This window comes from Sphingobium fluviale, assembly GCF_004122115.1.
Lineage (GTDB): Bacteria > Pseudomonadota > Alphaproteobacteria > Sphingomonadales > Sphingomonadaceae > Sphingobium > Sphingobium fluviale.
Genome location: NZ_SBKP01000006.1, coordinates 18037 through 44236, shown reverse-complemented (window position 1 = coordinate 44236; position 26200 = coordinate 18037). Strand labels below are relative to the sequence as shown.

25 protein-coding genes are annotated in these 26200 nt (G+C 61.4%); 1 reads left to right on the top strand and 24 read right to left on the bottom strand.

Features of this window, described 5'->3' with window-relative positions; all coding sequences use genetic code 11:
- Window positions 1-67: 67 nt before the first annotated feature.
- A complete protein-coding gene (locus EQG66_RS07780; protein ID WP_129404033.1) occupies window positions 68-628 on the top strand; it encodes a PEPxxWA-CTERM sorting domain-containing protein in 561 nt (186 codons plus the stop codon).
- Here EQG66_RS07780 and EQG66_RS07775 read toward each other — a convergent pair.
- The 24 genes from EQG66_RS07775 to EQG66_RS07665 all read right to left on the bottom strand — a co-directional run bounded on the left by EQG66_RS07775 (window position 618) and on the right by EQG66_RS07665 (window position 26095).
- Window positions 618-3482 (bottom strand): hypothetical protein, encoded by a 2865-nt coding sequence (locus EQG66_RS07775; RefSeq protein WP_129404032.1) that lies wholly within the window; start codon window positions 3480-3482, stop codon window positions 618-620. The two genes, EQG66_RS07780 and EQG66_RS07775, sit on opposite strands and share 11 nt — an antisense overlap.
- On the bottom strand, window positions 3482-4297 hold the full coding sequence (locus EQG66_RS07770; protein WP_129404031.1) for a cadherin repeat domain-containing protein: 816 nt from the start codon (window positions 4295-4297) through the stop codon (window positions 3482-3484). Before EQG66_RS07770 ends, EQG66_RS07775 begins: the two co-directional genes overlap by 1 nt.
- 83 nt (window positions 4298-4380) lie before the next feature.
- Complete coding sequence (locus EQG66_RS07765; RefSeq protein WP_129404030.1) at window positions 4381-5199, bottom strand: hypothetical protein; 819 nt, start codon at window positions 5197-5199, stop codon at window positions 4381-4383.
- A gap of 2 nt (window positions 5200-5201) precedes the next feature.
- On the bottom strand, window positions 5202-5714 hold the full coding sequence (locus EQG66_RS07760) for a hypothetical protein (RefSeq protein ID WP_129404029.1): 513 nt from the start codon (window positions 5712-5714) through the stop codon (window positions 5202-5204).
- Window positions 5715-5781: 67 nt separating this feature from the next.
- Window positions 5782-6117, bottom strand: coding sequence for a hypothetical protein (locus EQG66_RS07755; RefSeq protein WP_129404028.1), 336 nt, complete (start codon window positions 6115-6117; stop codon window positions 5782-5784).
- Window positions 6118-6384, bottom strand: coding sequence for a hypothetical protein (locus tag EQG66_RS07750; RefSeq protein WP_129404027.1), 267 nt, complete (start codon window positions 6382-6384; stop codon window positions 6118-6120).
- Window positions 6381-6914, bottom strand: a complete 534-nt coding sequence (locus EQG66_RS07745) for a hypothetical protein (RefSeq protein ID WP_129404026.1) — start codon at window positions 6912-6914, stop codon at window positions 6381-6383. The genes EQG66_RS07750 and EQG66_RS07745 overlap by 4 nt, the downstream gene beginning before the upstream one ends.
- 8 nt (window positions 6915-6922) lie before the next feature.
- Complete coding sequence (locus tag EQG66_RS07740; protein ID WP_129404025.1) at window positions 6923-10288, bottom strand: DUF7359 domain-containing protein; 3366 nt, start codon at window positions 10286-10288, stop codon at window positions 6923-6925.
- Complete coding sequence (locus EQG66_RS07735) at window positions 10288-14043, bottom strand: phage tail length tape measure family protein (RefSeq protein ID WP_129404024.1); 3756 nt, start codon at window positions 14041-14043, stop codon at window positions 10288-10290. The genes EQG66_RS07740 and EQG66_RS07735 overlap by 1 nt, the downstream gene beginning before the upstream one ends.
- Window positions 14040-14750, bottom strand: a complete 711-nt coding sequence (locus tag EQG66_RS07730) for a hypothetical protein (RefSeq protein ID WP_129404023.1) — start codon at window positions 14748-14750, stop codon at window positions 14040-14042. Before EQG66_RS07730 ends, EQG66_RS07735 begins: the two co-directional genes overlap by 4 nt.
- On the bottom strand, window positions 14747-14899 hold the full coding sequence (locus EQG66_RS15315; protein WP_164975629.1) for a hypothetical protein: 153 nt from the start codon (window positions 14897-14899) through the stop codon (window positions 14747-14749). Before EQG66_RS15315 ends, EQG66_RS07730 begins: the two co-directional genes overlap by 4 nt.
- A gap of 14 nt (window positions 14900-14913) precedes the next feature.
- Complete coding sequence (locus EQG66_RS07725) at window positions 14914-15675, bottom strand: hypothetical protein (RefSeq protein ID WP_129404022.1); 762 nt, start codon at window positions 15673-15675, stop codon at window positions 14914-14916.
- Between the two features lie 23 nt (window positions 15676-15698).
- Window positions 15699-16880 (bottom strand): hypothetical protein, encoded by a 1182-nt coding sequence (locus EQG66_RS07720; RefSeq protein WP_129404021.1) that lies wholly within the window; start codon window positions 16878-16880, stop codon window positions 15699-15701.
- Window positions 16881-16906: 26 nt separating this feature from the next.
- Complete coding sequence (locus EQG66_RS07715) at window positions 16907-17365, bottom strand: hypothetical protein (protein ID WP_129404020.1); 459 nt, start codon at window positions 17363-17365, stop codon at window positions 16907-16909.
- Window positions 17358-17696 carry a head-tail joining protein gene (locus EQG66_RS07710; RefSeq protein ID WP_129404019.1) on the bottom strand — a complete coding sequence of 113 codons (339 nt, stop codon included), beginning with the start codon at window positions 17694-17696 and terminating at the stop codon, window positions 17358-17360. The genes EQG66_RS07715 and EQG66_RS07710 overlap by 8 nt, the downstream gene beginning before the upstream one ends.
- On the bottom strand, window positions 17696-18067 hold the full coding sequence (locus EQG66_RS07705) for a hypothetical protein (RefSeq protein ID WP_129404018.1): 372 nt from the start codon (window positions 18065-18067) through the stop codon (window positions 17696-17698). The genes EQG66_RS07710 and EQG66_RS07705 overlap by 1 nt, the downstream gene beginning before the upstream one ends.
- A gap of 61 nt (window positions 18068-18128) precedes the next feature.
- On the bottom strand, window positions 18129-19139 hold the full coding sequence (locus EQG66_RS07700) for a major capsid protein (RefSeq protein ID WP_129404017.1): 1011 nt from the start codon (window positions 19137-19139) through the stop codon (window positions 18129-18131).
- Between the two features lie 83 nt (window positions 19140-19222).
- Window positions 19223-19885 carry a head decoration protein gene (locus tag EQG66_RS07695; protein ID WP_129404016.1) on the bottom strand — a complete coding sequence of 221 codons (663 nt, stop codon included), beginning with the start codon at window positions 19883-19885 and terminating at the stop codon, window positions 19223-19225.
- Window positions 19886-19922: 37 nt separating this feature from the next.
- Complete coding sequence (locus EQG66_RS07690; protein WP_129404015.1) at window positions 19923-20453, bottom strand: hypothetical protein; 531 nt, start codon at window positions 20451-20453, stop codon at window positions 19923-19925.
- The gene (locus tag EQG66_RS07685) at window positions 20450-21394 is read right to left on the bottom strand and encodes a S49 family peptidase (RefSeq protein ID WP_129404014.1); all 945 of its coding nucleotides are present in this window, start codon (window positions 21392-21394) and stop codon (window positions 20450-20452) included. Before EQG66_RS07685 ends, EQG66_RS07690 begins: the two co-directional genes overlap by 4 nt.
- Window positions 21391-23052, bottom strand: a complete 1662-nt coding sequence (locus EQG66_RS07680; RefSeq protein ID WP_129404013.1) for a phage portal protein — start codon at window positions 23050-23052, stop codon at window positions 21391-21393. The genes EQG66_RS07685 and EQG66_RS07680 overlap by 4 nt, the downstream gene beginning before the upstream one ends.
- A 1-nt stretch (window position 23053) precedes the next feature.
- Window positions 23054-23296, bottom strand: coding sequence for a phage tail protein (locus tag EQG66_RS07675; protein ID WP_129404012.1), 243 nt, complete (start codon window positions 23294-23296; stop codon window positions 23054-23056).
- Between the two features lie 8 nt (window positions 23297-23304).
- Entirely contained in the window at window positions 23305-25494 is a 2190-nt protein-coding gene (locus EQG66_RS07670; protein ID WP_164975627.1) for a terminase gpA endonuclease subunit, read from the bottom strand.
- Entirely contained in the window at window positions 25463-26095 is a 633-nt protein-coding gene (locus EQG66_RS07665) for a hypothetical protein (RefSeq protein WP_129404010.1), read from the bottom strand. Before EQG66_RS07665 ends, EQG66_RS07670 begins: the two co-directional genes overlap by 32 nt.
- Window positions 26096-26200: the final 105 nt, after the last annotated feature.

Genomic DNA, 26200 nt, shown 5'->3' with positions numbered 1-26200 from the left:
GTCCCGAAGAGGGACGGATTTGAGGACTCGACTCTCCGCCGCCCCGACGCGATGCTGCGCGCGGGCAATGGAGGAGAAGATTATGCGATTCGTCAGATGCTTGGCGGCGATGGCCGCATTCGTGTGTTCAACAGTGGCCGGGCAGGCCTGGGCAAGCGGCAGGGGGACGACCATCATCCACCTGCAAAGTGATCCTGCTCAGACCCCTCTTTCTTCTTTATATCTGCAAATCGGTTACGGCGGCCTATACGGAATTAAAGGCCTTTTTTACCCGTTCAATCTCGGCCATTGGGTAGCCGGCAGCACCATAGATCCACGCTTCCGCATCAGCAGCATTTACGGCTCCACCACCGCTCAGGCCGACACGCTCACCTTAAGACTGTTCAAATACAAGGCCCCACTGAGTGAACGGATCAGCTATTTCAACTTCGACTTTGCCCCAGGCTCCTTAGCCTCGATCGGAACGTTTCAGTCGATCGGAGCACTGAATGCGACGATGACAGTGGATTATATTGCCCAACCCGCTGTCCCCGAGCCCGCCACCTGGGCATTGCTGATCTTAGGCTTCGGCGCGACGGGGCAGGTATTGCGTACCCGCCGCCGCCGCGCCGCCCCCATTACGGCGTGATCGTCAGGGCGCGGGTGATGCTGCCGCCCGCGCTGTCCTGTATTGTGACGGTGTGGTATTCAGTCGCACGCCCACCGGCATCGCCCGAAAGCGGGTGCATGATCTTGGCGAGATCAGAAATCACAACGTCGATCGGGTATGCGCCGTCTTCGACCAGTGCGAAGCCGTAAGAGCCGTCCGACCGCTGCGTGAAGGGGCCGGTCAGCAGATCGGTCGGTCGGCGGCCATTCGCTGTCGTGTTGGTGAAGTCGACAACGATGTTGCCCTGATGCGCGATACCGCCCTTGCCCGGATTGGTGTCACCACCGCCTTGCAGATTGGCCCCACCAGGAATCGCGACCTGTGTGCTGTGGCCGATCACGTTGTTGAAGGCGCGAACCGTTCCCGCATCAATGTATGGATTGGACAGTGTGACCGCCACGCCCTGCGTTATCGGACGTTCAGCCGGGCCGACCAGTGAAGTCAACTCGACGTGTGCAATGCCATCATACCCAGCGTCAAGCCCGCGCCCAGCACCATTTGCGTATATGCAGTTGATGACGACAGCCTCGATCGGACAGAGCATCCCTGCACTGCTTGCGATAATGAGCTGATGGCTGGGCGCTATGACATTGGCAATTGATGCGTCTGTCGAGTATGTTAGCCCATCGTCATTGCCAAACTCGTCTTCCATAAGAAGATTGATAGGCCCCTCGTGGTAATAGTCTATCTCGTAGCGCCAGGTTACGCCGCCATCAACTATGTCGCCGGCAGCCGCGCCACCCGAAGGGCCGGGGTTGCCCTGCCCTCCAACAGCGACGCCGGCTGCATACCCTGGCACAGCAGCGCGCGCCACAACTTTATATATCTTCTTCTCTTCTTTATTGAGGCAGCGTGTCTGCGGGCTGATGGTCCAAGAAGAACTGGTATTGCCATTCGGATAGGCAGAATATGGATAAAGGTATCCGTCGCCTGCGCGTCCAATCTGCACTTTGTCGCCATGGTTGATGTTTTCGGCCAGCCTGCCCGCGAAGGTGTCAGGATTATTGATGAGCCGGTTGCCGCTCGTATCAATCCATGTTTCATCGTCGGCGAACACCCCGCGCGGCACCTGTAGCGGAACACCTCTCGATGTGCGCAGCAAGTCAGCAATCGGCCACATAATGAAATCATTGTCCCTGATGGCGGTGATGCGACCACCGCTGAGCAAGCCAACGAAGTTCAGGCCCCAGATCATGTTGTTGCGGATCGTGATTTCTTCATAGAAGCGATACAGCGCGAAGGTGTTCCAGTTCGCGAAGTTCGACTGCACCTCACCCGGCACGAACATATGGCCGATGCGGTTCCCCTCGATCAGAATGCGCGCATAGCTGGACGCGGTGAAGGCAAGCGTGCCGTTGAAGCAATAGTTGCCCAGCGGCACGAGTATCGAGTTGCGCCAGTGGATGCCTCGGCCCACGAGATTATCCCACTGCGCGGCAACGATGGGGTCATGGCCGACATCTGGCTCAACCAGCAGGCCTCCAGTTCCGAAGTCCTTGTATCCAGAGACATCATAAATCCCCGTCCATGTCCCGTTTTGCAAGCGAATGCGATACCAACTCGTGCCATCGGGCGTAATCGCCTGATAGACGCTCTTAAACTGCGCCGGGGAGTTGGCGGTGAAATCACGCGCCGGGTCGATGGTTTGCCCCTGATACCCTGCCCATGACTGTCCGCGCGTCACGGCGCGAATCCGTTCGCGACGGAGCCATGTCCGCGTGGTGAGCAGCGCGAGGCGTCCTGTCGTCGGCTTGGTGGGCGCGGCCACGACGGTTGGCGTGGTGATAACGGTATCTCGCGTCTCGGCCGTCGTAGTCTGCCGGATTGTGATGCTGGGGCAGAGGGACGCGAAATTGTCCGGCATCGGCGTACTGGTCGCCACCAGCCACGGCGCACCGTCAATCATCGCAACGGTCAGATAGGTAGCCGCCGCGCCGATAACCGAGAAATTCTGTGCTCCCACTGTCGAACTGATCTTGCCGATCTTCTTGCCCGCTGGCTCTTTGGCATAGATTGTCGAAAGCGTGCCCGCGCCATACTCCTCGGAGATGACCGCATCGACCAGGGGGGTGACAATATATTCCAGTTCGATGGCGGCTAGGTCCATGCGCGACGCTGCGGCTTGAAACTTGATCGCAGTCTCGGTTGTGGTGAACTCGACATAGGCACCGCCGCCGTCGCAGATGCTATAGCCGGTCGTGGCGTCAGGGGGCGTCGTCCAGTTCCCCCGCACGGTCGCGACTTTGGTTGTGCCGTTGTAGTCGATGATTTCCTTGTACTGGCCCGATCCGGTGCCGGAGGTGAGCAGGACCGTCCTGCCCACGCAATAGTCATCGACCGCGCTAGCGCCAGACGCCAGCGTGATGGTGTCCACGCCGCCCGCCTGCGCGGTCCCGGTGGCACTGACATTGGATTGCAGCCACGCCGCGGCGCTCATGGCCGCGCCGGTCGCGTCCTTGACCTGGTTTGCCGCGATGCTCGCGTTACCGATTGGGGGGATAAGATCCGTGCCGTCGCTGTTCTTCAATATCTTGAGGCCGGTTGTGGACGAGCCGACCAGGCGGCCCACGGCAAGATACATGCGATATGTACCCGGCCCGTCGAGCAGATCAATGCGCCACGCCGCGCCGCCCGCTGTTGCGGCAATGCTTCCAGAAAGACGTGAATGGTTCGGCGCCGTGTAGGCGGACGAACTGCTGATCGTGCCGATCTTGCCAAACGTCATCCCGTTGCGGGTGGTGGGGTACACATCCGAGACTAGCACATAGGTGTGCGGGGTTACTTCGCCCCATGAGCCAGCGGTGGAACGGAAATGATAGGAATAGCGTGCCATCAGCGGGGAGTCCCTGTGAATGAAATGGTGCCGCCAATGATGGTGGCAGAGATGCCGTATGGCGGCAGGCCGGAGACCGAGTACGGCACTGTGCCGCCCGAAACGGTGAGGCTGTCGGAATAGGCGACGTTGAACTGCGCCGGATCGAGCGTGCCGGTAACGGTGAGCGATGCGTTCACGCGCTCGACATCAATCACGAATGTCGTGTCGAGGGGCAGTGCGGCATCGGGGTGTGTTTGCCGGACGATGACGGTGAGTGTGGGCGTCGCCAGCGCGTCGATGTCGGTCGCGCCGACAACCAGGTCTGTGCCGATGAGCGCCACCCGTCCGCCGTGTCCATCCACAAGCGACGGGCTGGCGCCCGCTGTGGTGCCTCCCAGCGCGCCGATGACAGCGCCCGGCGCTGCCGCTTCGCTGATTGTGGTGGCGCTGAGCGAGAGCGGCGACAATATGGTATCCAGCACGTTCGTGACCGTGATGGCGATCGTGGATTGGCGCGTTGGCACCACTGCCGTCGCAAGCGTCTCCTCGACGATGATGCTGTGCGATACCCCCGCCTCGAAGTTGAGCGCGGTCAGGCCGGTCACAATGCCGTTGGCCGCTCCGTTCAAGGCGAAGCGATTGCCCGCGTCGTCGATGAGGGTGATAGTTGACCCCGGCGTGCGGCCAGACAGCAGGCCGATCGCCGCGCCAGGCGCGGTGTTCTCCGGCACACTGCTTGAGGAGAGGGTGAGGTTTTGAAGGGTGGCAGGCAGCACCACGCCGCCAGGCGATCCCGTCGTCAACATTTTCAGTTGCGCGAGAAGTAATGTCATAGAGTGCTCCCATGCAGAGAGTTTGGTGATGGAGTCTTCGAGAAGGGCGGTTGTTTCGGCGAGCCACTGGTCATCAGGCGGCATCATGCGAAGGTCCACAGGCCGACACGCGCCGTGTCGGAGTTTGGCGCTGGCGCGGTGATCTTGGCGTGAACGCGGGTGCCCGCAGGGAGAGCTTTACGAACGACAGGCGATATGGCTGATGCCAGATAAGGCGATAAGGTTATCACGTTGAGCATGTCTGGATATATCTCGACCTCACTGCCCGGCGCTCCAATGCCGATCGCGAGGCGGCTGCGCTGTGCTGTGGCGGGAACGGAGTCGTTGCAGGCGGAGACGATGAACGCCCCAATGTCAGCAGGCAGGCCGGAGGAGGACGTGATCTCTACCCAGGTTCCTGCGTTGCCGACCGGGCTGGCATGGGGGTAAGTGCCGCCAGAGCTTACGTTGACCCCTGTGCAGGCGGCAAAGCCGGGCGCGGCCTGCGCGTTGGCATCGAAGGGCACCATTGCGGCGCGCATGGCCTGGCTGGCGGCCTGACAGCGCAATGCCACCTCCACCGTATCGCCAGCAGCAAGGGCCAGCGGCAAGGGGATGCGGTTCCAGCTATTCGTGCCGGGGTTGATGTGCAGGTCGGGAAGGATGATGGTGGAGCCGTTCTTGCGTAGGCTCCACTGGCACCGCATTGTGGCCGTGCCGACACCGCCCACATGAAGTATGAGGCCGGAACAAGCCGTATCAATGTCGCCCAATGAGACGTAGCTTCCCAGCACATGCGCGCCGCCGCCGCTGGTGACGGCAATGGCGTCTGCCACAAGATCATCCAGCTCATAGCTGTGGTTGGGGTTACCGGGCTGGGAGGCGCCGCCCGCGCCGAGCGGATAGAAAATGTTCCCGCTCATGGTTATGCGCTCTGCGTGTAAAGCAGCAGGCCGGTGATGCGCGCCGAGCCTGTGGGTTTGAAGACTAGCCCCTTGTTGCTGCCTGTGATCCACAAGGGATCGGCCTCGTTGAACTCACGGAAGCCCGCTCCCGCGCCTGAGAAGTTGAGCAGGTCAAGCTGTGCAGCGTCGCTGACCGGGCCGTTCCACACCGCCAATTCATTTGCGGCGACGGGCGTTATGAGGCGGAAATAGTGGACCCGGATGGTCTGGCCTGCCACCGCCGCAATCTGCGCGACTTCGGCTGAGCTGCTGATGTCGATGATCTTGCGGGAATAGCGGCCCACCTTACCAAGCTCGAACGGCGGCAGGCTGGTAGCCGGCGTCCCCATCAGCGCTTCAATGTTTTCCAGCGCCGTCAGCGATTCCGCCGAATTGGTGTCGACTATAGGCAAGGGGTTGCTGGCGTCGACAAAAGTAGGGTCGTCGCCGACCGCGCCAAACACGACGGCGCGGGGAGTGACAAATTTCGGCATACACAATCCTTTCGTGCAATAAAAAAGGCGCCCGAAGCGCCTGTGAAACCTTGCCTGGAGCGTCGAGCTATTGCGGGTGATCCCGGTCCTCGACCCGTATTTCCGATATGGCCGCCTGCACCTGCTGGCGCATGTTGCCGGGGGCTATTGTGAGGATGATGCCCTCAAGCTGCTGGATGCGCTGGACAAGGCGGATTTCCATCGCTGCGCACCTGTCCCTGTCCGCCTCAGCCTCAGCCTTGATCCGGGTGATCTCGTCGTCCTTTACCTTGCCGATCGCGGCCCAGACGAAGCGTCCCACGATCGCGCAGAAGCTGAAACAGGCGACGCACCCTGCCGCGAAGGCCAAAGCCATCAGCCCGCCCTGCGGCCCCAAATAGTCGATCTCGGCACCAGTCTTCATCTAAACTTCATCCCATTCGATATTGCGGCGGCAATGGCCCGGCCCGTCGCCCAGCAGGCGAAACAGCGCGTCGATGGCAGCCTCACACATTAACCCCCATCTCTTGCCCGCCAGCGCGGCGCGGCCTACGCGGCTACTGATCGTCTCGTCAGTGTTTGGCCGACGCCCGCCAAAAATCACATATTTCGGCCCGGCGAAAAAAGTGTGAGCGCATTGATCGAGCGCGACCATCATCGAGATCAGCCAGAGACGAAAGCGGGCTATCATGGCACCAGCGCCTGCCAGTCCACCTGCGCGGCCAGCACAGCCTCCGGCGCGGTGGCGGCATCAAGCACCGCCTTTTTGGCGCCAATGCGCGCACCCTCCACCACGTCCATGATACCGCCCCATGCGTCGGCAATCGCAACCACCGTCGCGGCGAGGGTGGCGACGATAACACCTGTCGCGGCGGCTTCCGCCTCCAGCATCGGCACGCTGGCGTTGCTGTCCGCCAGATAGGCCCGCGCCTGTGCTTCCTTGCGTTGATAGCGCACCATCTGGGTTTCGCCCGGCGTGACAAAATCCTTGCAGAAGGCCTCTGCTTCGGCGTCGATCCGGGCGTAAAGGGCCGGGCGCAGCAGAGTGAGATCGAGGCTGAGCACAGTCGATCCGTTTACGATTTCGCGCGTTATACCGGATGCTGGAAACTCAAACCAAATCTTGCCCGCAAGGTCTTGATACCGCATCTCAGAGAGCGGAAATTCGCCAAACTGATGAACGGCGCCAGTGGCGGTGTCGAGAATGATTAAATGTGCCATAATATTTCCTATTTGTAGCGGCGATCCGCAATCAGGGATGACTGGCCAGCGCCGCACACAACCGAGCTATCCTGTCCCAGAAAATCGAGGGTGATGGTGTGCGTGCCAGCACCGACTGAGGCTTTTTCGGCGCACGAAGGAGCGTCGTTATATGCCCCACCAGAGCGATATACGACCGTCACGCCGTTGAGCAGTATGCGTATGCCCCAGTTGCGTGCGCCAGAAGCAAAGCCCAGCGCCACGAAGGCGCTCAAGTGCAAGTCGGCCGCCATTGTCGTGGTGATGTTGTAGGTGACGATAGTCTGCCACGCGTTGTTGCCATAATAGGTGGAGCCGCTGACCTGCGAGTAAAGCAGCGTGATGGCGTTATCCTGGACTGAACTCGTATTGACCTTATCCGTCAGCACATTGCCCGAGCTGTCGAGGCCATTGTTGGCCTTGCCAGCCCCGCTGGCCACCGTCGCGGCAGAGGCGCCGCTCACCGTGCCCGTCACATCCCCGGCGAAGGCCACGCTTGCCGATGGGCGATAGGGGTTCTCCCCTCCGCCGGTCGCCTTCACCAGCGTCGATTTGATCGCGCCGGCGGCGTTGATGTCCTTATCGACCGAGCGATAGGCCTGCACCGCAAAGCTGTAATACTGGTCTGGCGCGGTGCCAAACAGGATGAAGGCGCGCTTGTTGGCGGGAAGGGTGAAGACTGTTTCGGCGGCGGGCGTGGTGCCAAAGGTGTAGGCCGATGCGCTGCTGCTCTGATAGAGATAGACCAGAAAGCCGTCTATGTCCCCCTCGGTGCCGCCCCAGCTCCATTCAAAGCTTATGTCGGCCGAGCCGTTGGATTGCAGCGTGTGATCCACCGCCGTGCCATCGGTGGCCACCGTCGGCGCTGCTACCGCCGCGCTGTTGCGGTCGTTGCTGGCGTTGAAATTCGTCGTTGCTGTGGCCACCGTGTCGGCCGAGACGCCCGCCACCAGCGTGCCGGACGGTGCGCCCTCGGTGGCCCGGCGATCGCCCGGCCCCATTGTGTAAACGGGCGGAACCGTCTGGTTGGGGTCGACCTTGGCGATGAAGCCATCCGAGAAGAAAATATAGGGGTCTGCCTGTCCGCCGGGGCAGACCGCGCGAATATTGAGGAAGGCGAAGCGGATCGCCGAACCATTCGGAATGTTAACAAAAGCGCCTACTCGTGTCGCTTGTGTCGGATCACCGTCGCTAAAATCTGTTGTGCTTGTTGCAACCGGCGCGGTCGCACTCGCTACTTCTGAAACATAAGTCCCGTTACCATCCCAGAACTGTAGATTTGCCAGCACGTTGCAACGGTGGCCAGCCACCAGCGCCGAATAATAGAGCCGGTCGCCAGGCATGACCGGCACTGCCCACCTGAGTCCCTTGTCGAGGTTCGTCGCGCCCGGCCCAAGGCTGTAGTAAGCATCAAACACCTTACCCGCCGCTGGTGTACCTGTTACCTTCGCCCAAGCGACGTTTTTGGTGCCAAACCAGTTGTTGGGGGAGCCAGTTAAATTCAATCCGCGCGTGACGGGCAGTCCGCTATCTCCGTCCCACCCCGCCGACCATCCCGTCAGCCCGTTCGTGAACTCGGAATTGACGACAAGGTTGGAGCCAAGCGCCAGATCAGCCCGCTTTGCCGCCTCCGCCGCGATCTTGTTGAGCAACGCCTGCCGCGCCGCATACACATCGAGGAATTTCTGCCTGAACGTGCTGCCCACAATTGTCGTGTTGCCGGTCAGGTTAGACCACAGCACCGGGCTGGTCAGCGTCGCCAGATAGGTGGTGAGCGCTGAAACGGCGGTGTCGTAGGTCGTCTTCTCGGTCGTGATCGAAAAGGCGCTGGCCTGCGCATCGATGCCCGCCTGCTCCGCCACGATGGCGTCCCGATCCTGAATGACGCGCGGCTTCTCATCCGGGGTCAGCAGGCTGTCCGAAGCAATATTTGTGAGCGTCGTCAGCGCTGCGTCGGCGTCGGCCTGGGCGGCGTCTGCCGCAGCCTGGGCGGCGGCAATGGCTGCGGACTGCACCGCATTCGTCATCCGCGCCCAATTGGTGTTTACGTCCGTCGGAGTCGACCCCGAAACCGGCGTTGCGCCTACGAACAGCCAGCGCGAGCCATCATCAAGCGAAACGATGTTGCCGTCCCGATAGACTACCGAGGCAGAATACAGCCCCTTGTCGATCAGTTCGGCCTGAAACGCGATCTCGTCAAAGCTCTGTACCCGCCAGCACTTGTCTCCACCCATCTGAATGCGGGTATAGGGCGGAGACACCTGTATCTCGACATTGCTCACCACGCGCGGCATGGACTTCGCCTGCGCATCGAGCGAGGCGACGGGAGAGGCGATCGCCACCCGCGTCGTGAACAACTGCCCCAGCCACGATACGCCTGCCTGCGCGTTGCAGCTTATCGCGATGTCGCGCGCGAGGTCGATTACCTCCTGCTGTTCTGTCAGATAGAGGCTGATGTTGCCTCCCGCCGGCAATGCCGCCAGAGCCGAGTCCAGCGCGTTCAAGGATGTCGTGTCGATGAGGCCGCCAGAGATGGACAGCGCCGAGCAGATGCGTTGCAGGATGGCACCGGGCAACCTGCGCCATGTCGAACTGAGGTAATCCCCCTCTATGTCCGCGGTGATGACGCCATAAGGCGGCGCACCGAGGCGAATGAGGCCGGATGCGAGGCATGTCGCCCATCGCCCCGCCGGGATGCTGGCGGCCACCAGAGCTGTATAATCGGCATAGTTGCCGAACGATGCACTGAATGCCGCGCCGCGCTCGTAAAGCGTCGTGACCGCCTTGATCGTGCCATAGGCGCTCACCTGAAAAACCGAATTGATGCTGTCGATCAGGATGGGCTCGATGTTCTTCGGCGCACCAAATGCCCACGGCTTCGACTTGCCCTTGATGTCGGCGCCACCCTCAAGCCCGCCCGTCCCGGCATAGGTGGCCGAAAGCACCTTCGCCTGAAACGGCTCCTCATCGACCGTGGCGGACAGGGACAGCTTGTTTGCCTGCACCCGAAATCCCTCGACGCGGCCGACGAATATCTTGGTCCACGGCCACGCCTGCCCCGTCGCGCCTGAATATACGGTGATGGATGCCCCGGCCCACACGAAGCGTCGCGCGTTGGCGTCCAGCTTCTCCAGCGCCGTCACCGCGATTTCCATCGAGATTTGGCCGGAGTTCACGCCCGATGAGAAATCGCCGTCGAACAGCGTTATGCCCATAGATGGCTTGCGCGTGATGCCGGGCCACCATTTCACGCCATTCAACCCGTTGACGCCGCGGTCTTGCAACGACGACACGCGCAGCGTCGGCCTCGTGCCGGCGACCGGATCGAGCGGGGTGATTTCGGCAAGGATGTGCATCAGAAATTACTCGCCGCCGGGAACGGTGCGCGCCCGGCCTGGGCCAGCAAGGCCATATACTGCTGCACTAACGCAGTCTGGCGCGACACATTATCATTCACCGCCGAGAGAGCATTCACGACCGCCGTGGTCTGCTGCTGCGTCGCGTCCACAATCGGCGTGGTGTCGAACGGCGTGGCCGCGCCAGACGCGGTACTGAATAGCGATTGCTGCCGGTCGAGCTCGCCCTTTGTGAGCTGCTTCACCTGATCGAGCACAGAGAAATATTCCGGCGCCGAGCCGCTGTATTCGCGCTGGAGGTCGATCAGCGTCTGCGCGGCATTGGCGAAGTCGTCATAGGCTGTGGTGTCGCCAGCCGCGACGCGCGCCGCCAGCGGGTCATAGTCCGCCCTGGCATTCTCCAGCCGCGTGCGCAGCGAATAGCCGGAATCGCCAATCGTCAGGTTCTTATACAGGTCACTGAGGCTGCCGGTGAGCGATTGCATCGCATCCTCGACCGCCGCCTTGCGCTTGATGTTGTACAGTTCTTCAAGCTGCGCGGTTTCCTCGGTGGTGGCGCCCGCTTCCTTGAAGATCTTGATGAGCGATTGGAACTCACGGTTCAAGTCGTCGATCGCAGCGCCTACCGGGTCTTTGATCTTGCGCAGGTCGCGGAATACGCCCTCGAACTTGAGCGCCTTGGCCAAGCCCTTTTCGAGGTCGCCCGCGTTCTTGAGCAGCGCCTGTGTGCCATTGCGCAGGCCGACAATCACGCCATCGCGAATAAGATCCTGCATCGCGAAGCGCGCGGCTTCTTCGGCTCCGTCCTTGCCGAAATCGACGACATCGCCATATTTACTCTTAAGCTTCCCTGAGCGCCCCGTCGTCGAGACGCGCCATTTGCCCTTGTACTGCCCGATGGAGACGCTGCCCCGGCTCGCGTCGACCGTGCCGCCAAGCTGCTCCGCGATGGAGTCGATGTTCTCGACGATGGCGTTGCCGGCGGTGTTTGATGCCTTCACCGCCGCGCCCGAATTGCCCGCAGAGCCAAGGACGGCAAGGTTGCCCGACGCATTGGCGCCGATGGTGGCTGTGCCGTATTTCGCTTTCTTGAACAGGCCGCCGACGGTCCCGCCCAATACGCTACCCACGACAGCGCCGATCGGCCCAGCCACCGCGCTGCCGATAGCGCCACCTATCTGTGCCCCAAGTGTGCTCTGCTTGATGCCGAGGGATTTGAGGACGCCAGACGTTGCGGTGCCTATCGCTGCGCCCTGCATGAGCGGCCCAAGAACCTGCGCAAATTGCTGCATGTTCTTCTCGCCGAAGATGGACTTGCCAATATCCTTGAGGCCGTCCTTTAATGTGCGTTCAACAGTGCGGTTGGCAGTAACCACTATATCATTGTCGTTGGCGGCCGTCAGTGCAGGGTTCGCATCCGCGCCACCAATCTCGCCAGACGCTTTTTGAACAGACTTGGTGAGCGAATCGAGCGCAGACTTGAGATCATTGATCGAGCCAGCCATGCGTTTGCCCGCATCACTCAACGCCGTCTCGCCCTTGATCCGGTCGGTCTGCTTCTGAAAAAAGTCGCCGGTCAGCGAGTTAGTAATCTCATCCGACAGCGCGCGCAGATAATTGTTGAACACGCTCTTGACGAAGCCACCAACAGACGACAGCCCTTTGCCACTCAGCAGGTTGTACACCATGTCATTGACGGCGGCGCGCTGCGCCTCGATGAAGTTGAGCAGTATCTGCTGGCGCCTCTGCTGCTTCTCTAGTTCGCGGGTTTGCTGACGCAGGGCGATATTCGCCTCCAGCACGCTCTTGAGATAGTCGTCAGACAGCGCCCCCTGCTGCTGCTGGATCTGCAAGACCTGCTGCAACGTCTGGGCTTCGACGATACGGCCTTGTTTCTGAAGTTCGCCAACAGCGAGTAGTTCGCGCTGCTTTTGCAGATAATCCTCGACCGGGATATTCGGCGCCGTTTGCTCAAGCACCTTCTTCGCGTCACCGATCTGCTTTACGATAGCCTCATAATTCGGTGGTTTCTTGCGCGAGAAGTCGTCGGCCAGATCATCGAGTTCACGCATGGCCGCGTTAACCGCGCGCACCTGTGGCGGCATGTCGGAAAAGCGATCGGTGATGTTCGCGATCTTCTTGGCCACATCCTCACCGCGTTCTTCCAGCCTGATCTTAGCATTGGCGGCGGCAACCTCCTTGGATGCACTCTCGTTCTTGCGGAGGGCTTCTTCACGCCGTTTGAGGCTTTGCATCTCGCGGTTGAAGTCGGCTTCCGAGATGAGCATGTTCTGGTTCGCGTCCTGTAACGGAACCGGACCTTGCTGCAAGGTGTACTGCCGCCGCTCAAGAAGGCGCGCACGCTCACGGTCAATCTTTGCCTGTTGCGCAGCCTTTGGGTCGGCCGCTTCATTCGCCTTACGGGCTTCCATGGCGGTTTGGGCCTGGGCAAGCGCGTTCTGTGCGTCCCTGAGGTTGACAGAGATCGCCGCGCGCTCTTTTTGTAGGCGGGCAAGCTGAAAAGCGTTCTGGTTCGCGTTGAACAGAAAATCAGTGATCGGACTCTTGGCGTTCAACTTCCCAATTTGGCCATCAAGCTCTGCGAGTTGCGACTGGAGCTGAGAAACAGCGTTTTGGGCAAATGCTTGTGTATTGTCGATGATGAGGGCTTGGGTATTAATTAGACCGCGCGTGGCCTGCGAAAGCTGCTCAATCGCTTTAGTGTAGTTCCCAACTAGCCCCGTCGACGCAACAATGCTGTTACTAAAATCGAGGGTCGACTGCTTGGCGTTGTCACTTTCCTTACTTGTCCCAATCAACGCCGGAATCAACTGCCCCACCAGCGCGATGCCTGCGAACACGATAGCGCCCTGCCACCCCGCCATGATGCGGGCGAGCGCGCCAACCTTGCCGCCAGCTTCCGTCAGCGCGAACGCCATCTGGGAGCCCTGCTGAGCAAGGATTACGAAGGCGTTGGTGCCCATTTGCGCCTGAATGACCACATCCTGCAACTGCTGACCAAGCTGCACAGACGCGAAGCGCATCTGGCGGGTCGAGGTGGCGTTGAGCGCCATTTCACTGCGGAGATGAGTAAGGCGCTGCGCATATTGTGATGCGGTTATATCGCCGCTCTTTAGTGCATGATCGGCAAAGGCGAGTTCCTGATTGAACCGCTTCTGCGCGAAATAGGCGGGGTCAACCTGCTGGCGGATCTCAAACAGGGCTTGCTCATATTGCTGAGCGAACTGCGCTGCCTCGCGCATTTTCTGCGCATCGCGGAACGCCGCCGACAATCGACTCCCGGCAGATGACGCCCCATCCATCGCCTGCTGCAAACGCGCGTAGGTTACAACCTGCGCCTCCGCCTCCTGCCGCGCGCGCTGCGCTTCGATGCTCTGCGCGGACAGAGCTTTGACATAGAGATGTGTTGCCTGGCTGGTGTCGCCCGTTTCCACTGCCAGCCTTTTCGCGGCGGCGTGCATTTCGCGAAGGGCTTCCTCGTAAACCCGCGCTTCGGCGGCGGCCACCCGATACTGACCAACACCAAGATCGACGCTACCCGAACTGGAAACGCCACCAGCAATCGCCTTCGCCGCCACGCGGCCCACCTCGTCGACGTTCGCCGCGAACTGGCGCATCCGCCCTTCGACTCGGTTAAAGGATGATGTCGCTTCCCGTTCAAACGCGGGAAAGCCGCCGCCCCGGCCATCATATTCGATACTGAGAAATGCCGGAAACTGTGTCGGCGCACTCATGTCTCGTTCCCCAAGGCTTGATACCAGTATGAAGGCAGCGCGGCCTGCTGCTCCCTGTAGCGTTCTCTCGGCGCGAACCGCTGCGCGCGGCTCGTGCGCTTGATGCCGACGAACATGACGATCATATCCTGCACCTCGCGCCCGGCGCGGGCCCGTCCGCTGCGTGGCGCGCGGCGCGGATTGGGACGCCCGGCGGTGCGGGTGGTGACATTCTTGACGACCAGCAGGGCTTCGCCGCTATGCCGCCCCGGAATGAACACCAGCGGGCCAACGCTGGAGGCGAGGCCGGATTGCATGTAGCGGCGCGGCGTTGAACGATAACGCCCGATGCGCTTGGGCACATTGTCCGTCGCGATCCACTCCCACTTGCCGGTGACGGGCAGAATGTCGCCGCCTTCGCTGTAGATCTTGAGCGCGCCGAGCGAGCGTTCGGAGCGGGTGCGGACATAGATCCATCCCGATGCGCTAAAGCCGCTATTGCCAAAGCGCCGGACCCGGCCATTCTTTTGAAGGTCGGAACCGGAGCCCAGAGCAAAGCCGAGACGGCCAAGGCCAACCCCGGACATATCGCTGCGAATCCCGGTTTTGCCGCCGGACGATGCCCGGTCTGTGGCGATAAGCGCGGCGCGCTCGGCTCGCTGGATCGCGTACCGCTCATAGTCGCGAAACGCGCCAAGTCCGGGGCGCCGCAGCTTGGCGCTTATCATGACGACTTGCGCACCTTCGCCACCGCCTCACCGATCACGGAAAAGGCGCGTACCAGCTTCGTTGGTTGATCCAGCAGGGTGCCGCCATCGGGCCAGACGCGGCCCGCCATCCCCATGTCGCAGCGGTGGAACATGTTCACGAGGTCCATGTCTTCTTCGTCGATCAGGTCGCGGGGGTTTCGGTCGAAGGTGTCGCCGTCGATTTTCCACCCGTCGTTACCTTCCCAGCCTTCCTCGAAGTGCTGGGGGTGGTGGAGGACTTCGACGGCGATTCGGAGTTTTTTTCCTCGTCCTTGCCGAGCGTGAACATCTGGATCGCGCGGGTGAGCACCTGGATGAACGGCAGGTTTGAGGGGAGGTTGCCTTCCACCTCGGCGTGCATGTCGATCAACTTGCTCGCAAGCTGGTCAATGCAGTCGAGCGGCACAATGCCTTCGTCGCGCTCATAGCGAAGGTCGAGGTTTTTCCATCCGGCAAGGGCGATCGAGGCGATCAGCTTCGGCCATGTCTCGTCATATTCGCTGTTGTCGGCCAGCTTCTTGAGCAGCGGCGGCCATGCGCGCGTAATGCGCTCCGACAGTTCAATCATCTGCTGCGTGTCGGGATGCTCGAACGGGGCAGGCTCGTCGACACCCTCCATCTCGCGCTCATACTGGTCATAGGCATCCCAATAGGAACGCAGGCGGCCCTCATGCGCGGCGAAGACATCCTCACTCCACAAGGATTGCAGGCCGGTCAGTGTCTCGGCGCGCAGGTCGGCAAGGCTGTGCTTGCTTAAACCCTCCTGAATGGCGAGCTTGCGCAGGCGGCGGCGGTCCCGTTCGGTGACGGGACGCAGCAGAAAGACGGGAGGCACGGGAATGGAGGCGAGGGAGTCGGGCGTGTATTCGACCAACTCCCCGCCTTCGAGGGGATATTTTGTCACGGGGTATCTCCGGGGATTGGGGTTTAATACGGGAAGTAGAGGTTCACCGACCGGCTTACGTCGTCGATCAGCATGTCGATCGTCTGGCTGACGAACTCGCTGCCGACATCCTGGTTGGGATAGGTGAAGCGTCCATTGGGGATGAGGAAGCCCACCATGTTCCCGGCGGTGTAGCCATATTGCGCCCAGAGCGAGTGATAGCTTTGGGCCAGCGCCAGCGCGCGGAAGTCGATCGTCGCCTTGGTGTTGTGGTTAAGCGTGATCTGCGCGGTGCGCTTGGTCTGGGTAAGCTGCGCGGCGTCATTGCCCTGCGCCTTGTTCGGGTTGGGCGGATAGCCGACCTGAATGCCCATATCGACCGAGAAGCTGGATCCGCCCAGCGCCTTGTTCGCGATCCACATATCGCCGTCCTTGAATGTCGGGATAGCGCCCAGAGCGCCCACGGTCGGCGCGGCCTCGTCTGCCCACTGATAGATGTCGCCATCGAGCGTCAGTTCCATCATCGGGTATTCGGTCGAGTTGCGGGTCGAGACCGGGAAGGTGAAACGCAGGCTGGAGACCGCCATGTTGATGAGGTCGAAGCGCACCGCGTCATACCAGACGCTCAGCGACAGGACGGGCGGGTTGCCGGTCGCGCCGCTGTGGTAGGAAAGCTGCTTCGGGATCTGGTAGTTCGCCGCCGGAGCGCCGCTCAGCGTCTCGGGCAGTGTCGCGATCTTGCCGGAGGTATAGTCCTTGATCGCCGTCAACTGGCGATTGTAGCCGCTGCCGTTGTCGGACAGACTCAGGCCAAAACCCTTATAAGCCTGCGCGGAAGAGGATGCGGCGGCGCCCAGCGTTGCGCTCGTGGTGGTGCCGGCCGACACAGCGGCGGGAGAGGTGGGGACCGCTGCCGAGGTCACAATCTCGGTGAAGTTGGCAGCTTTCAGAAAGCGGCCCGGAATATAGGCGTCGGCGGCGGGCGGGCTGGCGCCACCGGGCGGGCGCATCGGGATCGAGAGGGTCAGGGACACCCGCTCACCCAGAACGAAGTCACCGGGGCGGTCAATCGCGCCCAGATACTCCGGGTTTTCAGCGGTGATGGATTCGCTGCGCAGGTTGACGTTTGCGCAGGGAAAAAGATCGGAGGACGTGGGGGAGCCCCATGTGTCCACGGCGGACTGTGTTTTGACCGCTACCGAGGTGAATTGGGAACGCATCGCCATGAGAGTTACTTTCCTTTATGCAAGTGTCAGAAGGTGACGCCGGACAGGCCGACGATGAGGAGCGGGTCGTCGCGCAGGACAAAGAAGACGACTTCCATCTCAAGAATGGCGGTGCCGAGGTCCGCCCCGTTCTGTTCGGAGCCGGATACGGCTGTGGCTTCCCAGCGGTGCAGACGCCCGCCGAGGGTGCGATCAGCCGCGATGAGCTTGAGCGTGTCGGCGATGCCGGTCTGGTTCTGCTCGTCGATCGTCTCGCCAGCCGTGCCGGAACTCATGAAATCGAAGTGCAGCGTGGCGCGCACGAGATCCTGCCCCTGATTGGAATAGTCCTCGAACGCCATGTGCGGCACGCGGACGATGACGCCGGGGCGCTCGCTCTCATCCAGCGGCTCGTCGTCCGTGCGGTTGATGTGGAACGTCAGGGATGGCGTCTCGACCAGCGCCTTGATCGCGGTGAGGATCTTGGTGATGGGCGCGTCAGCCACCCTTCAATTCCTTCAAGCCGAACTCCCAGCGGCGCCCGCTGTCATCGGACTGGACATCGCGCGGCTCGAATGTCTTGCCGGGGATGAGGGGCACTGTGACCGTCCATCCCACGCCGGGCTTTCCGGGCAGCAGGCTTTTGCTGACATCGAGCATGGCGTCCTGCACCGTGCCGGCGGACAGACCGAAATCGGCTCGGCGGTCACGGTGCGCGGCGTGAACCTTGGTCGTTATGGGCGCGGCGGCGGGCGGCGTGATCGTCACGGTATCGCCCAGCTTTTCGTCGCACTTGGAAAACAGGGTGGAAGTCAGAGACTCCAGATCGACTGGCATCAGGCGGGAGCGCCTTCGGTGCCGGTGCGGGCTTCAGCCATGAGCGCACGCAGCTTGTCCGCATCCCAGCCATTGAACGGCGCCTTGCCGAACGTCTCGCGATAGAGCGCGCGCAGGGCTTTGATGTCGTTGCCGGTCGCCGAGACACTGCCGCCGGGGTGGCCGTCTCCGTCGTGGTCAAGTTGGGGCAGGGGCGCATCACCCGCGTCGGTCTCGATCTTGCCCTCGGCAGCGAGCTTCGCCACCGCAGCTTCGGGAACCATCGGGAACCGGGCCCGTTCGTCAGAGCCTTCGGGGTTGCCATGCACCATGCCGAAATTCGACACGAACTCTGTGAACACCCGGACAGCCTTGCATTTTACGAGGGTCATCACGGTAATCCTTGCAAAAGAGAAGGCCGCCCGGTGAGGGGCGGCCTTGAGGTGGGGGAGATTACTTGTTGCCCTGGAGCAGTGCGTCGGGGCGGGTGCAGATGGGCAGGCGGTGGCTTTCCATCTCGATGTCGGCCCACTCCTCGCGGTCCTTGTCGACGACGATACGGCTGTACCACTCCTGGCCCATCGTATTGACGAGCGAGAAGGTCGGGGCCGGGGCGAACGCTTCCTGAAACAGGCCGCGCACACCAATGGGAAGGAACTTCACCTTGTCGACGCCGATCGCAACCTTGGAGTTGTCATCGGTGCCGCGGTAGTTCAACCAGGTCACACCCCATGCGTCGACCGCATCAAAAACACTATCCTCCAGCAATGTGCTGGCCTTCTCGGTGTTCTTGAAGGTGTCGCGATACTCGCCGTTTTCCTGCAACTCGTCGTAGAACTCGTCGCCGCAGAGAGCGAGGATGCGCATGCCCGGCACAGCCCGCCCGCCGAGCGCGCGAAGAATAGGCCGCTTGACGTTTTGCGCGACGAACTGCTTGCACTTGGTGCGAGATGCCCAACTAAAGTCGATCTCGGCGGGTTGGGAGATGCCGAAGGTCGCGTAATAGTCGTAGATCGTGGTGTCGTCCGCATCGACCAGAATACCGTTGATGCACGACAGGCGCAGACGCTCGACCGTGGCGGAGAGGTCGTCGATGCAATCCTGCTGGCGTTCCGCAACCTCCTTCTGGAGAGTTTTCAGTTCGGTTTCCGAACCGAATGCGCGGATGCCCTGCAACTGCTCGGCGGTGATTGTCGAGGACTCCTCGATGCGACGCACGCGCAGGTCGCGGATGTCACCCTTGTTGTTCGCGCGCTTGGTGCGCGGGGCGCCCGGCTCACTGGTCTGGATGATGTTGAGCGTGTTGCCCTTCACCTCGACCGCAACAGTACGGGTCCGCACCGGCTTCGGGGTAAAGATGCCGAGAGAACCGATGAGTCCGGGGATAGTCTGGGATTTGCGGACAGCTTCGGTCAGCGAAATTGCCGAGAAGGCGTCCTGCTTGAATACGTCCATGGTCAACATGGTGGGATTGTCCTTTCAAATAGGCACGAGAAAGGGCGCCGGAGCAGTGCCCCGACGCCCTTGCGTCGTGTCGTGATGGGTTATCAGCGCAGGATGATGCCGCGCCGCTTGAGGTCGGAGGTGCCCTTCGCCTTCTGGGTCGCGGTGATGCCGGTCTTCCAGACCACGATGTCGGCGTTGTGCTCGCAATCGCGCTTGTAGGCGACGCCGCGCGTGTCGGCGGAGGTGGCGTTGATGGCTCCGTAGAGGATGCCGGTCGCGATCTGCGAGCCGTCAGTGCCGGCCGGATTGTATTCGACCTCCTTTTCGGTCGCGACGGTGACAGTGATGTCAAAGCCATCACCAACAACGAAATCGGTGCCGCCGTCAGCAAGCGCGCCCTTGATCTGCTCGGCAACGGTAGCCGCGCCGCCGGCCATCACGATGTCACCAAGAACGACGCCATCAGGATCTTCGAGGCGGAACGTGCCGTTATTGGTCGCCGCAGCGATGCAGCGCAGGGTGTAAACGCCGAGCTTGGCGCCCAGCAGGAGCGGGGTGGTGGCGTCCAGCGTGAAGGTGCCGTTGCCGGTGTTGCCACCAGACTTCGCCGCCGATGCGACGGTGCCGGACATGATGGTGGCGAGGACGGCGCAGGCCTTGAGGTTCTGGCCGGACTTGACAACGATAGCCTCGCGCGAACGATCGCCCGGCGCTTCGCTGATAAAGGACTCGGTGGCGTAAATGCCTTCGGTGAGAGTGGTCATGTGAATGTTCCTTTCAAGGGATAGGCGGGCGGCTCAATCAGCCGCGGCGCGAACGGATGTCGGAGTGGATTGCATCCCATCCGTGATTGGGTTCGGTGGCCTTCCCGCCAGCATCGGCGTCGACGCCGCTGTTGCCCTGTTGGCCAATCTGCTCGCGCATTTCCTTGCGGCCAGCCTCTTCGGCTGCGGCGCGCTGTTGCTCCTCGGTCAATGCGGACTGCTCGACCTTGGGGCTGCTAGCGAGGACATCAACAATATCCTCCGCACTCATGGACTGCTTGCCAAGCATCGTGGCGGCCTGCGCTTCGCGGCCCTTGTAATGCTCGCTTGCCATGACAGTGTTCTGGCGATCGATCGCGGCCTTGAAGCCAGCGTCAAAGCCTTCCTTCTTCGCGGCGGACAAGGCCTCCGCGCTGGTTTCTTCGCTCATGTCGGGATCCTTCTTCTTCGATTTGGGCTTGGACTTGTCGCCCTTGCCCGTGGTGCAATCCTCTTCCGGCTCGTCGTCCGGCGTGAGTTCGGTGCCAGTGGCGTGCAGCCGCTGGCTGAAATTGTGAAAACGGCTCATCGGCCATTCCTCCTGTCACGTTTGATGCGGTCGCATTCTTCCTCCAGGCGGCCCCATGCCTCCCTCTCTGCGACGATTTCGTCCATGAGGCCGCGCGTAACCGCCTCAGCCCCCTCGAACCAGTCCGCTTCCGTCGCCATAACAGCATCAGCATCGACGCCACGGCCCATGGCCACTAGCTTCGCGAACCACTGCCCCGCCTCGTCGACTGACGCCTGCCACTTCGCTGCGGTCTGCTTATCCAGCGGCTCATACATATTGCCGCGATATTTACGCTCGCCGGAACGGATGATCGTCACCTTGACACCACTCTCGTCGAGGGCTTCCGATATTTCGGTATGAACAATGACAGAGCCAATTGATCCACACATGGCAGTGCGTGGGCCATAAACCTTGTCGCATACGCTTGCGATCGCATAGGCCGCAGAGCAGGCCATTTCGTTGACCCATGCGTAGATGGGCTTGCCGCCTTCGCTCATCGCCGACTGCGCCAACTCCTCGACAAAAGCGAAAAGTCCGGCGACAGCCCCGCCGGGCGAGTCGATGTCAAGCCAGATGCCGTAGACATCCGGGTCGCGCATGGCGTCGCGCAGCTTTATCGCGAGCGCGTCATAGCCGGTGAAGCCGCACATAGGGTCCAGCCAGCCGAACTTCTGGACAAGTACGCCCTCGATCGGGATGACGGCGATGTCGCCGTCGACATGGAATGTCTTGCCGTTGGCACGGTCGCGCACCGCGTCTCTGGCAAGCGCGGCCCGATCAAGCATCGCCTTGGCATCAAGTGTTATGCCGTCGATCGTATCCATGCTGACAATGCCCAGCTTTTGCTGGAGCGCACAGATCAGAACCTCAGCTTTGTGAGGGTGGATCAGTAGGGGCCGGTCAAGCAGTTGTTGCGCGATTTGTGGGAAGCTGCGCGGCCCCGTGCCGATTGCCCTCACTGTGCCGGTTCCTTCTGTTTCGACTTGCCCTTTTCTGCCTCGTTGGGCTGTCCATCACCGTCGCGGTCATCCTGCGTACCAGTGCCGGAATCGCCACCGTCTGCCGCAACAGCGTCAGAAGCGGCCTTGGTGTTGTAGTTCGGCGCATCAAGTCCACGCTTTCTGCGTTCCTCCAGCCACCACGCTTCCTCGGCGAGAACATCGGACGGGTCACGTCCGCGCTCCAGAATATGCTCGACCGTCGAAGCGCGGCCTGCGGCAGCATCCAGATTGTTGGAGTTGCTTTCCTTAAGCGGATCCACCGAGCCGCGTCCCGGCCCGATCCATTCAGCCATGCAGATAGCGGTCTTGTTCCGATAAAAATTTACGGGACCGCCCGGCACTTTCACTGTGCCCAGCGCCACTTCCATTTCCAACCAGGCCGCATAAATCGGCGTCAGGAAATGCTGGGTGAAATAGTGACGATCCTCCAGAAATGACCTCCAGATTTCGTTCAGAAGAGCGCGCGCGCTTGAATAGTTGATCGCTGACCAGTCGCCCGTAAGTTGCGGTGTCGCGACGCCGAGCGATCCCGCGATTTTTCGCAGGATGAATTGCGCGAATTCGGAATAGTTGGTGTTCGGGCTCGATCGTTCCGGCGTAACAACATCTTCGTCCGGCAGCAGGTGGTTTACCTGCGCGCCTTCAACGCGAACCGGGTTCTTGCTTCGCTGGTCTAGGTAAGCCTCAATCCACGGATCCATCGTCGCCCCGCTTCCTGACGGAGCGAGTGCTGCCTCAAGATCCTGCGTCGTTCCTGGCGACTTGATAAACAGCGAGAATATTGCAGATTTCAGCGCCGCGTTGACTTCTGCCCGGTCCACCCGGTCCAGCATTTTGGCCGGCAGCATGACCTCGGCGAGGCGCGAAATTCCGCGATTTTGCTCCACTCGGCGCGGGGAGTAGATATGCACAAACTTGGCGCGCCCGGTCTTGCCCCGCACAGGAATATAATCCCAGCGCAGGATCTGGCTGTCAGGCACGGGGTCGTTCGGATTGCCGCTACGGACGTAATAGCCGATGGCCGCGCCGTTCCGATCATACCTGATGCCGCGGCGCAACGTCGAGCTTTCAGCCTGATTGTTAGGCTGGCAGACCCGCTCCGGTTCGATCAACAGGACGTTTGTGGTGTTCGGTATGCCGCGGGCATCGTCACGGATTTCCGCGCACGATTCCCCGTCGCGCACATATGTCAAATAGGCGAGCTTTGCCTGTGCCCCGAAATTGAGACGTTGGCGCGCGTCATTGCGGTGCTCAATGTCATTGGCCCATGACTTGAACCGAGCCTGCACATCAGCGGTCCATCCCATCCGCCACTCATAATCGCGGTTAAGCAGTTCATGTTGTGGCTGCGCACTCAAACGTATCTGGCCGCCGATGACGGACTCGACGCGGCGGTCGATGCCGGCATTTACCCAGCCATTGTTCTGATCCAGGTCGCGGGCGCGCCCGGTGATGACATCCCACTCGCCAAACATATCCGACCCGGCAAAGCCGAGGCTTGGGTTCCATCCGCTGAACTCGGTCAAGTCGTACCTGGACGCATCACGCTGGGAACCTGTGTACGCCTGCTTCGAGGCTACACCGAACATTGAGCGTAGCCCGTCCATGATACCCATGTCAGTTCGCCCAATTCAATGGGATAGCCCTTCGGCGCGGCTGTCCCGCCTCAGCGGCAGTGGCGGCCTCCAGATCGCTTTCGTATATCCTGATGAGGCTGTTCAACTGATCCATACTGATTTCCGAGAAGATCAGCCGACGCCCATCGCGCCACACGTCCTTGATGCGCTCGCCTTTGGCTAGGGCCATGCGCGCGGCGCGCAGATCTACAAGATCAGCAGCGATTTCAGCGGCAGTTGCCATGGGTGAGACTATCCTTCGTTGCGATTGAGAGCGTCAAACCGCTCAAAAATATTCTTCTTGGCCGGAGGTGCTTGTATCGGCGCGCCCTCGCGCCCAACCGCAGGATCACCTCCTTCCGTGCTGACGGGGATCGGCCGCGCCCAGATGGGCAGCAACCCTTCATGCCATGTCCGGCCAGCGGGCATACATGACTGATCCCAGAGTATCGGGTCTTTCTGGCGGTCAGGCTTGAGCATAAGCCGCGCCGCCTCGGCGTAACCGTATAGATCGAGACTTTCGTTCGGCCCGGAGCGCACCCACTTGCCGTCGATCAGGCTCTCGCCAAAGAACTGCTCGATGTAGTTCCCCTCCAATTCGGCGGGGAAGTAGCACTGGCCCGGCGTCCCGTCGCTCACCGCCAGACGCTCCAGCGTCAGCGACTTGAGTTGATCGACGCCAAGCGAATATTCAAAGATGACCGGCGTGATCGGCTTGGACATCTCATCCTTGTCGATCTTGCGCGGCGCGTCGGGCAGCATCGGGCGCTTGCCCGCCACACCCTTGATGAGCTTCACCTTCGACCAGCCGCCCCACGCATAGCCTGCGCGTTCGGCGCGGCGTGCAAAGGCGCGGGCCTTTTCGGTCACGTTGCCGTCACCGCTATCAACCGCCATTGCCGCGACCGGCATTTCCCAGCCCGGCCGCCCCGCAATCGGGAACCGGCGATCAAGCACCTGACTGAGCAGCACCATCCAGTCGTCGACACTGCCGCTGGGGCGAATGTCGCGGGCGATGCCATCGTCATGCACCCGCTGGCGAATAACCAGCCGGTCGAGCAGCCAGGAGCGACCTTCGAGATCCCACGCAATCCAGGCCACATCGAACTGCCGCCCGCCGGTGTCGACCGCCGCCGTGATGAACAGCGGGCCTTGCGGGAACACCCCGCGCAGCATGGTTGATTCCTGCACCCGCTGCTTGAGGCCGCGCGCCGAAACGCCGCCGGTGGTGGCCGCGCCCTCGAACACCTCGCACAGCGCCTTGGACATGAACTCCTTCAAGGTTTCCGTGTCCTTGGTGCGCTCGAACTTGATAAGCGCCGCCTCGTATTCGCGCGCCAGCTTGCCCAGCGCCTCGGCCTTCACCATCAGGCCGTGGATCCAGTAGCCGTGGCTGGGATGGTGCTCCATCTCGCCCAGCACGCCCTCCAGCGCGTCGAGCGTCTGGCCCCGGTGCATCCAACCGTCGGTGCCGCAGCGCGGGTCTGTCAGCGCCTCGTCGACCATCTGCTTGCGCTGCTCGTCGGTCAGGCACGCGCCACAATGCGGGCAGAGCATCGCGGCCTCCCTCTCGGCTCTCCGAAGCCGTTCGTCGTTCGGCAATTCCTTGTCGCGCGGCCACCACAGCTTGAACTCTGGCACATTGTCCCAGAACTTCGTCGCATAGGCCGCCGCATAGCTTTCGCACTCGACGCAGCGCATGATGTAGATCCCGCGCGTCGTGTCCTCGAAGCAGGCCGCAACGCCGGAGTTCCACCCCAGATCGGGGTGAGACAGGATCGCGCCCTTGCGTCGGTTGCCGATCTGCTTCTGCCGCCCGTCGATCTGCACCTTGGGCGTCTTGGCGTATCGCTTGGCCCAGCCGTCCGTCTCGTCCGACACCATAAAGATCGGCTGCCGGTTACGGAACGTCGAGTCCTTGGCGCTCAGCCATTCAACCGGATAGTTCGCCACCCGCTTGAAGCTGTCCGTGTCGTCGCCGCGCATCTTGCCGACGCGCTCCTGCAACTCCGGGTTAAGCTCGAACATCGGCTTGACGATCGAGCGGCAATAATCGGTGACAGCCTCGTCGCTGTTCAACACGTGCGCGATATGCCCCATCGGGCCGAACCGCATCATCTTGAACTCATAGTTCTCGACAACCGTGGTGCCGCCGGAGCGGGACGGCTTCACCATCACCAGCAGATTACACGCCGGATTGTCGAGGCTGTTCATCGGCCCGACATTGTAAGGTGTGCGCAGCCGGTCGTAGGCGACAACCGCGCCATCCTCATTGCCGGGCAGTTTGCGGAATCGCTCCGCACAATCGACCGTGGAAATCTTCTCAGGTGGGAGAAGGTCTATCAGCGCGGCGTCCGCTACGCTGGTTATGTCGGCACAAAACCCTTCGGATGCTATGACCTCGGCTAGATCAAGCAATTCCTCCAGGCTTAGCAGCCGCACGCCATTTCTCCAGATAGTCGCTGGCGGCCTGATGCACGTTCATGGCATGGTCGCGCAGATAGTCCTTCAAGGCTTCCGAAATCTCCGGCGGGAGCGATCCCGTAGGATCGAGGTGTTGGCCGGCGTTAAGGATCGCCGCGCACACCGTCCGGTTGTAGCCGGTCAGGAATGTCAGTGTTTCATCGACGCTCAGCAGCTTGCCCTGCTCCACCTTCTCCGCGCGCGCCTTGGCGTTCACGTCGATCAGCTTCGCAATCTCGGCGATGTTCATCGCTTCGGCGTTTTCCGGCACCGTGAAGCCGGTGAGCTCCATCAAGCGCCGCGCCTTGGCTTCATTCGCCGCCTTGCGCTCGTTCGCCCGCTTGAGCATGTGCTTGAGCACTTTGACGACGCGGAACTCCCACGCCATCCCTTCCATGCCGCGCTTCTGGACCGGGAACTTGTTGTCCGGTTCGATATGCGTCACCAGCAGGTTCCGCCACGACATCTTGAGGATCGCCGACATCTCGTTGGCGCCCACCACGTCCGCAGGCTTGGCGACCTTGAGCGCGGCTTCGATCCGCTGGATCAGGTCGTCAGGGTTGCCGTGGGGACGCGCCATATCACGCGCTCCGAGTCGCTAGGGAAAAATGGCTGATTTTCATGGGGTTGCCGCAGGGGCAATTCTTATCGATTGCATATCCGTATGAGTCGACTTTCATTTTCT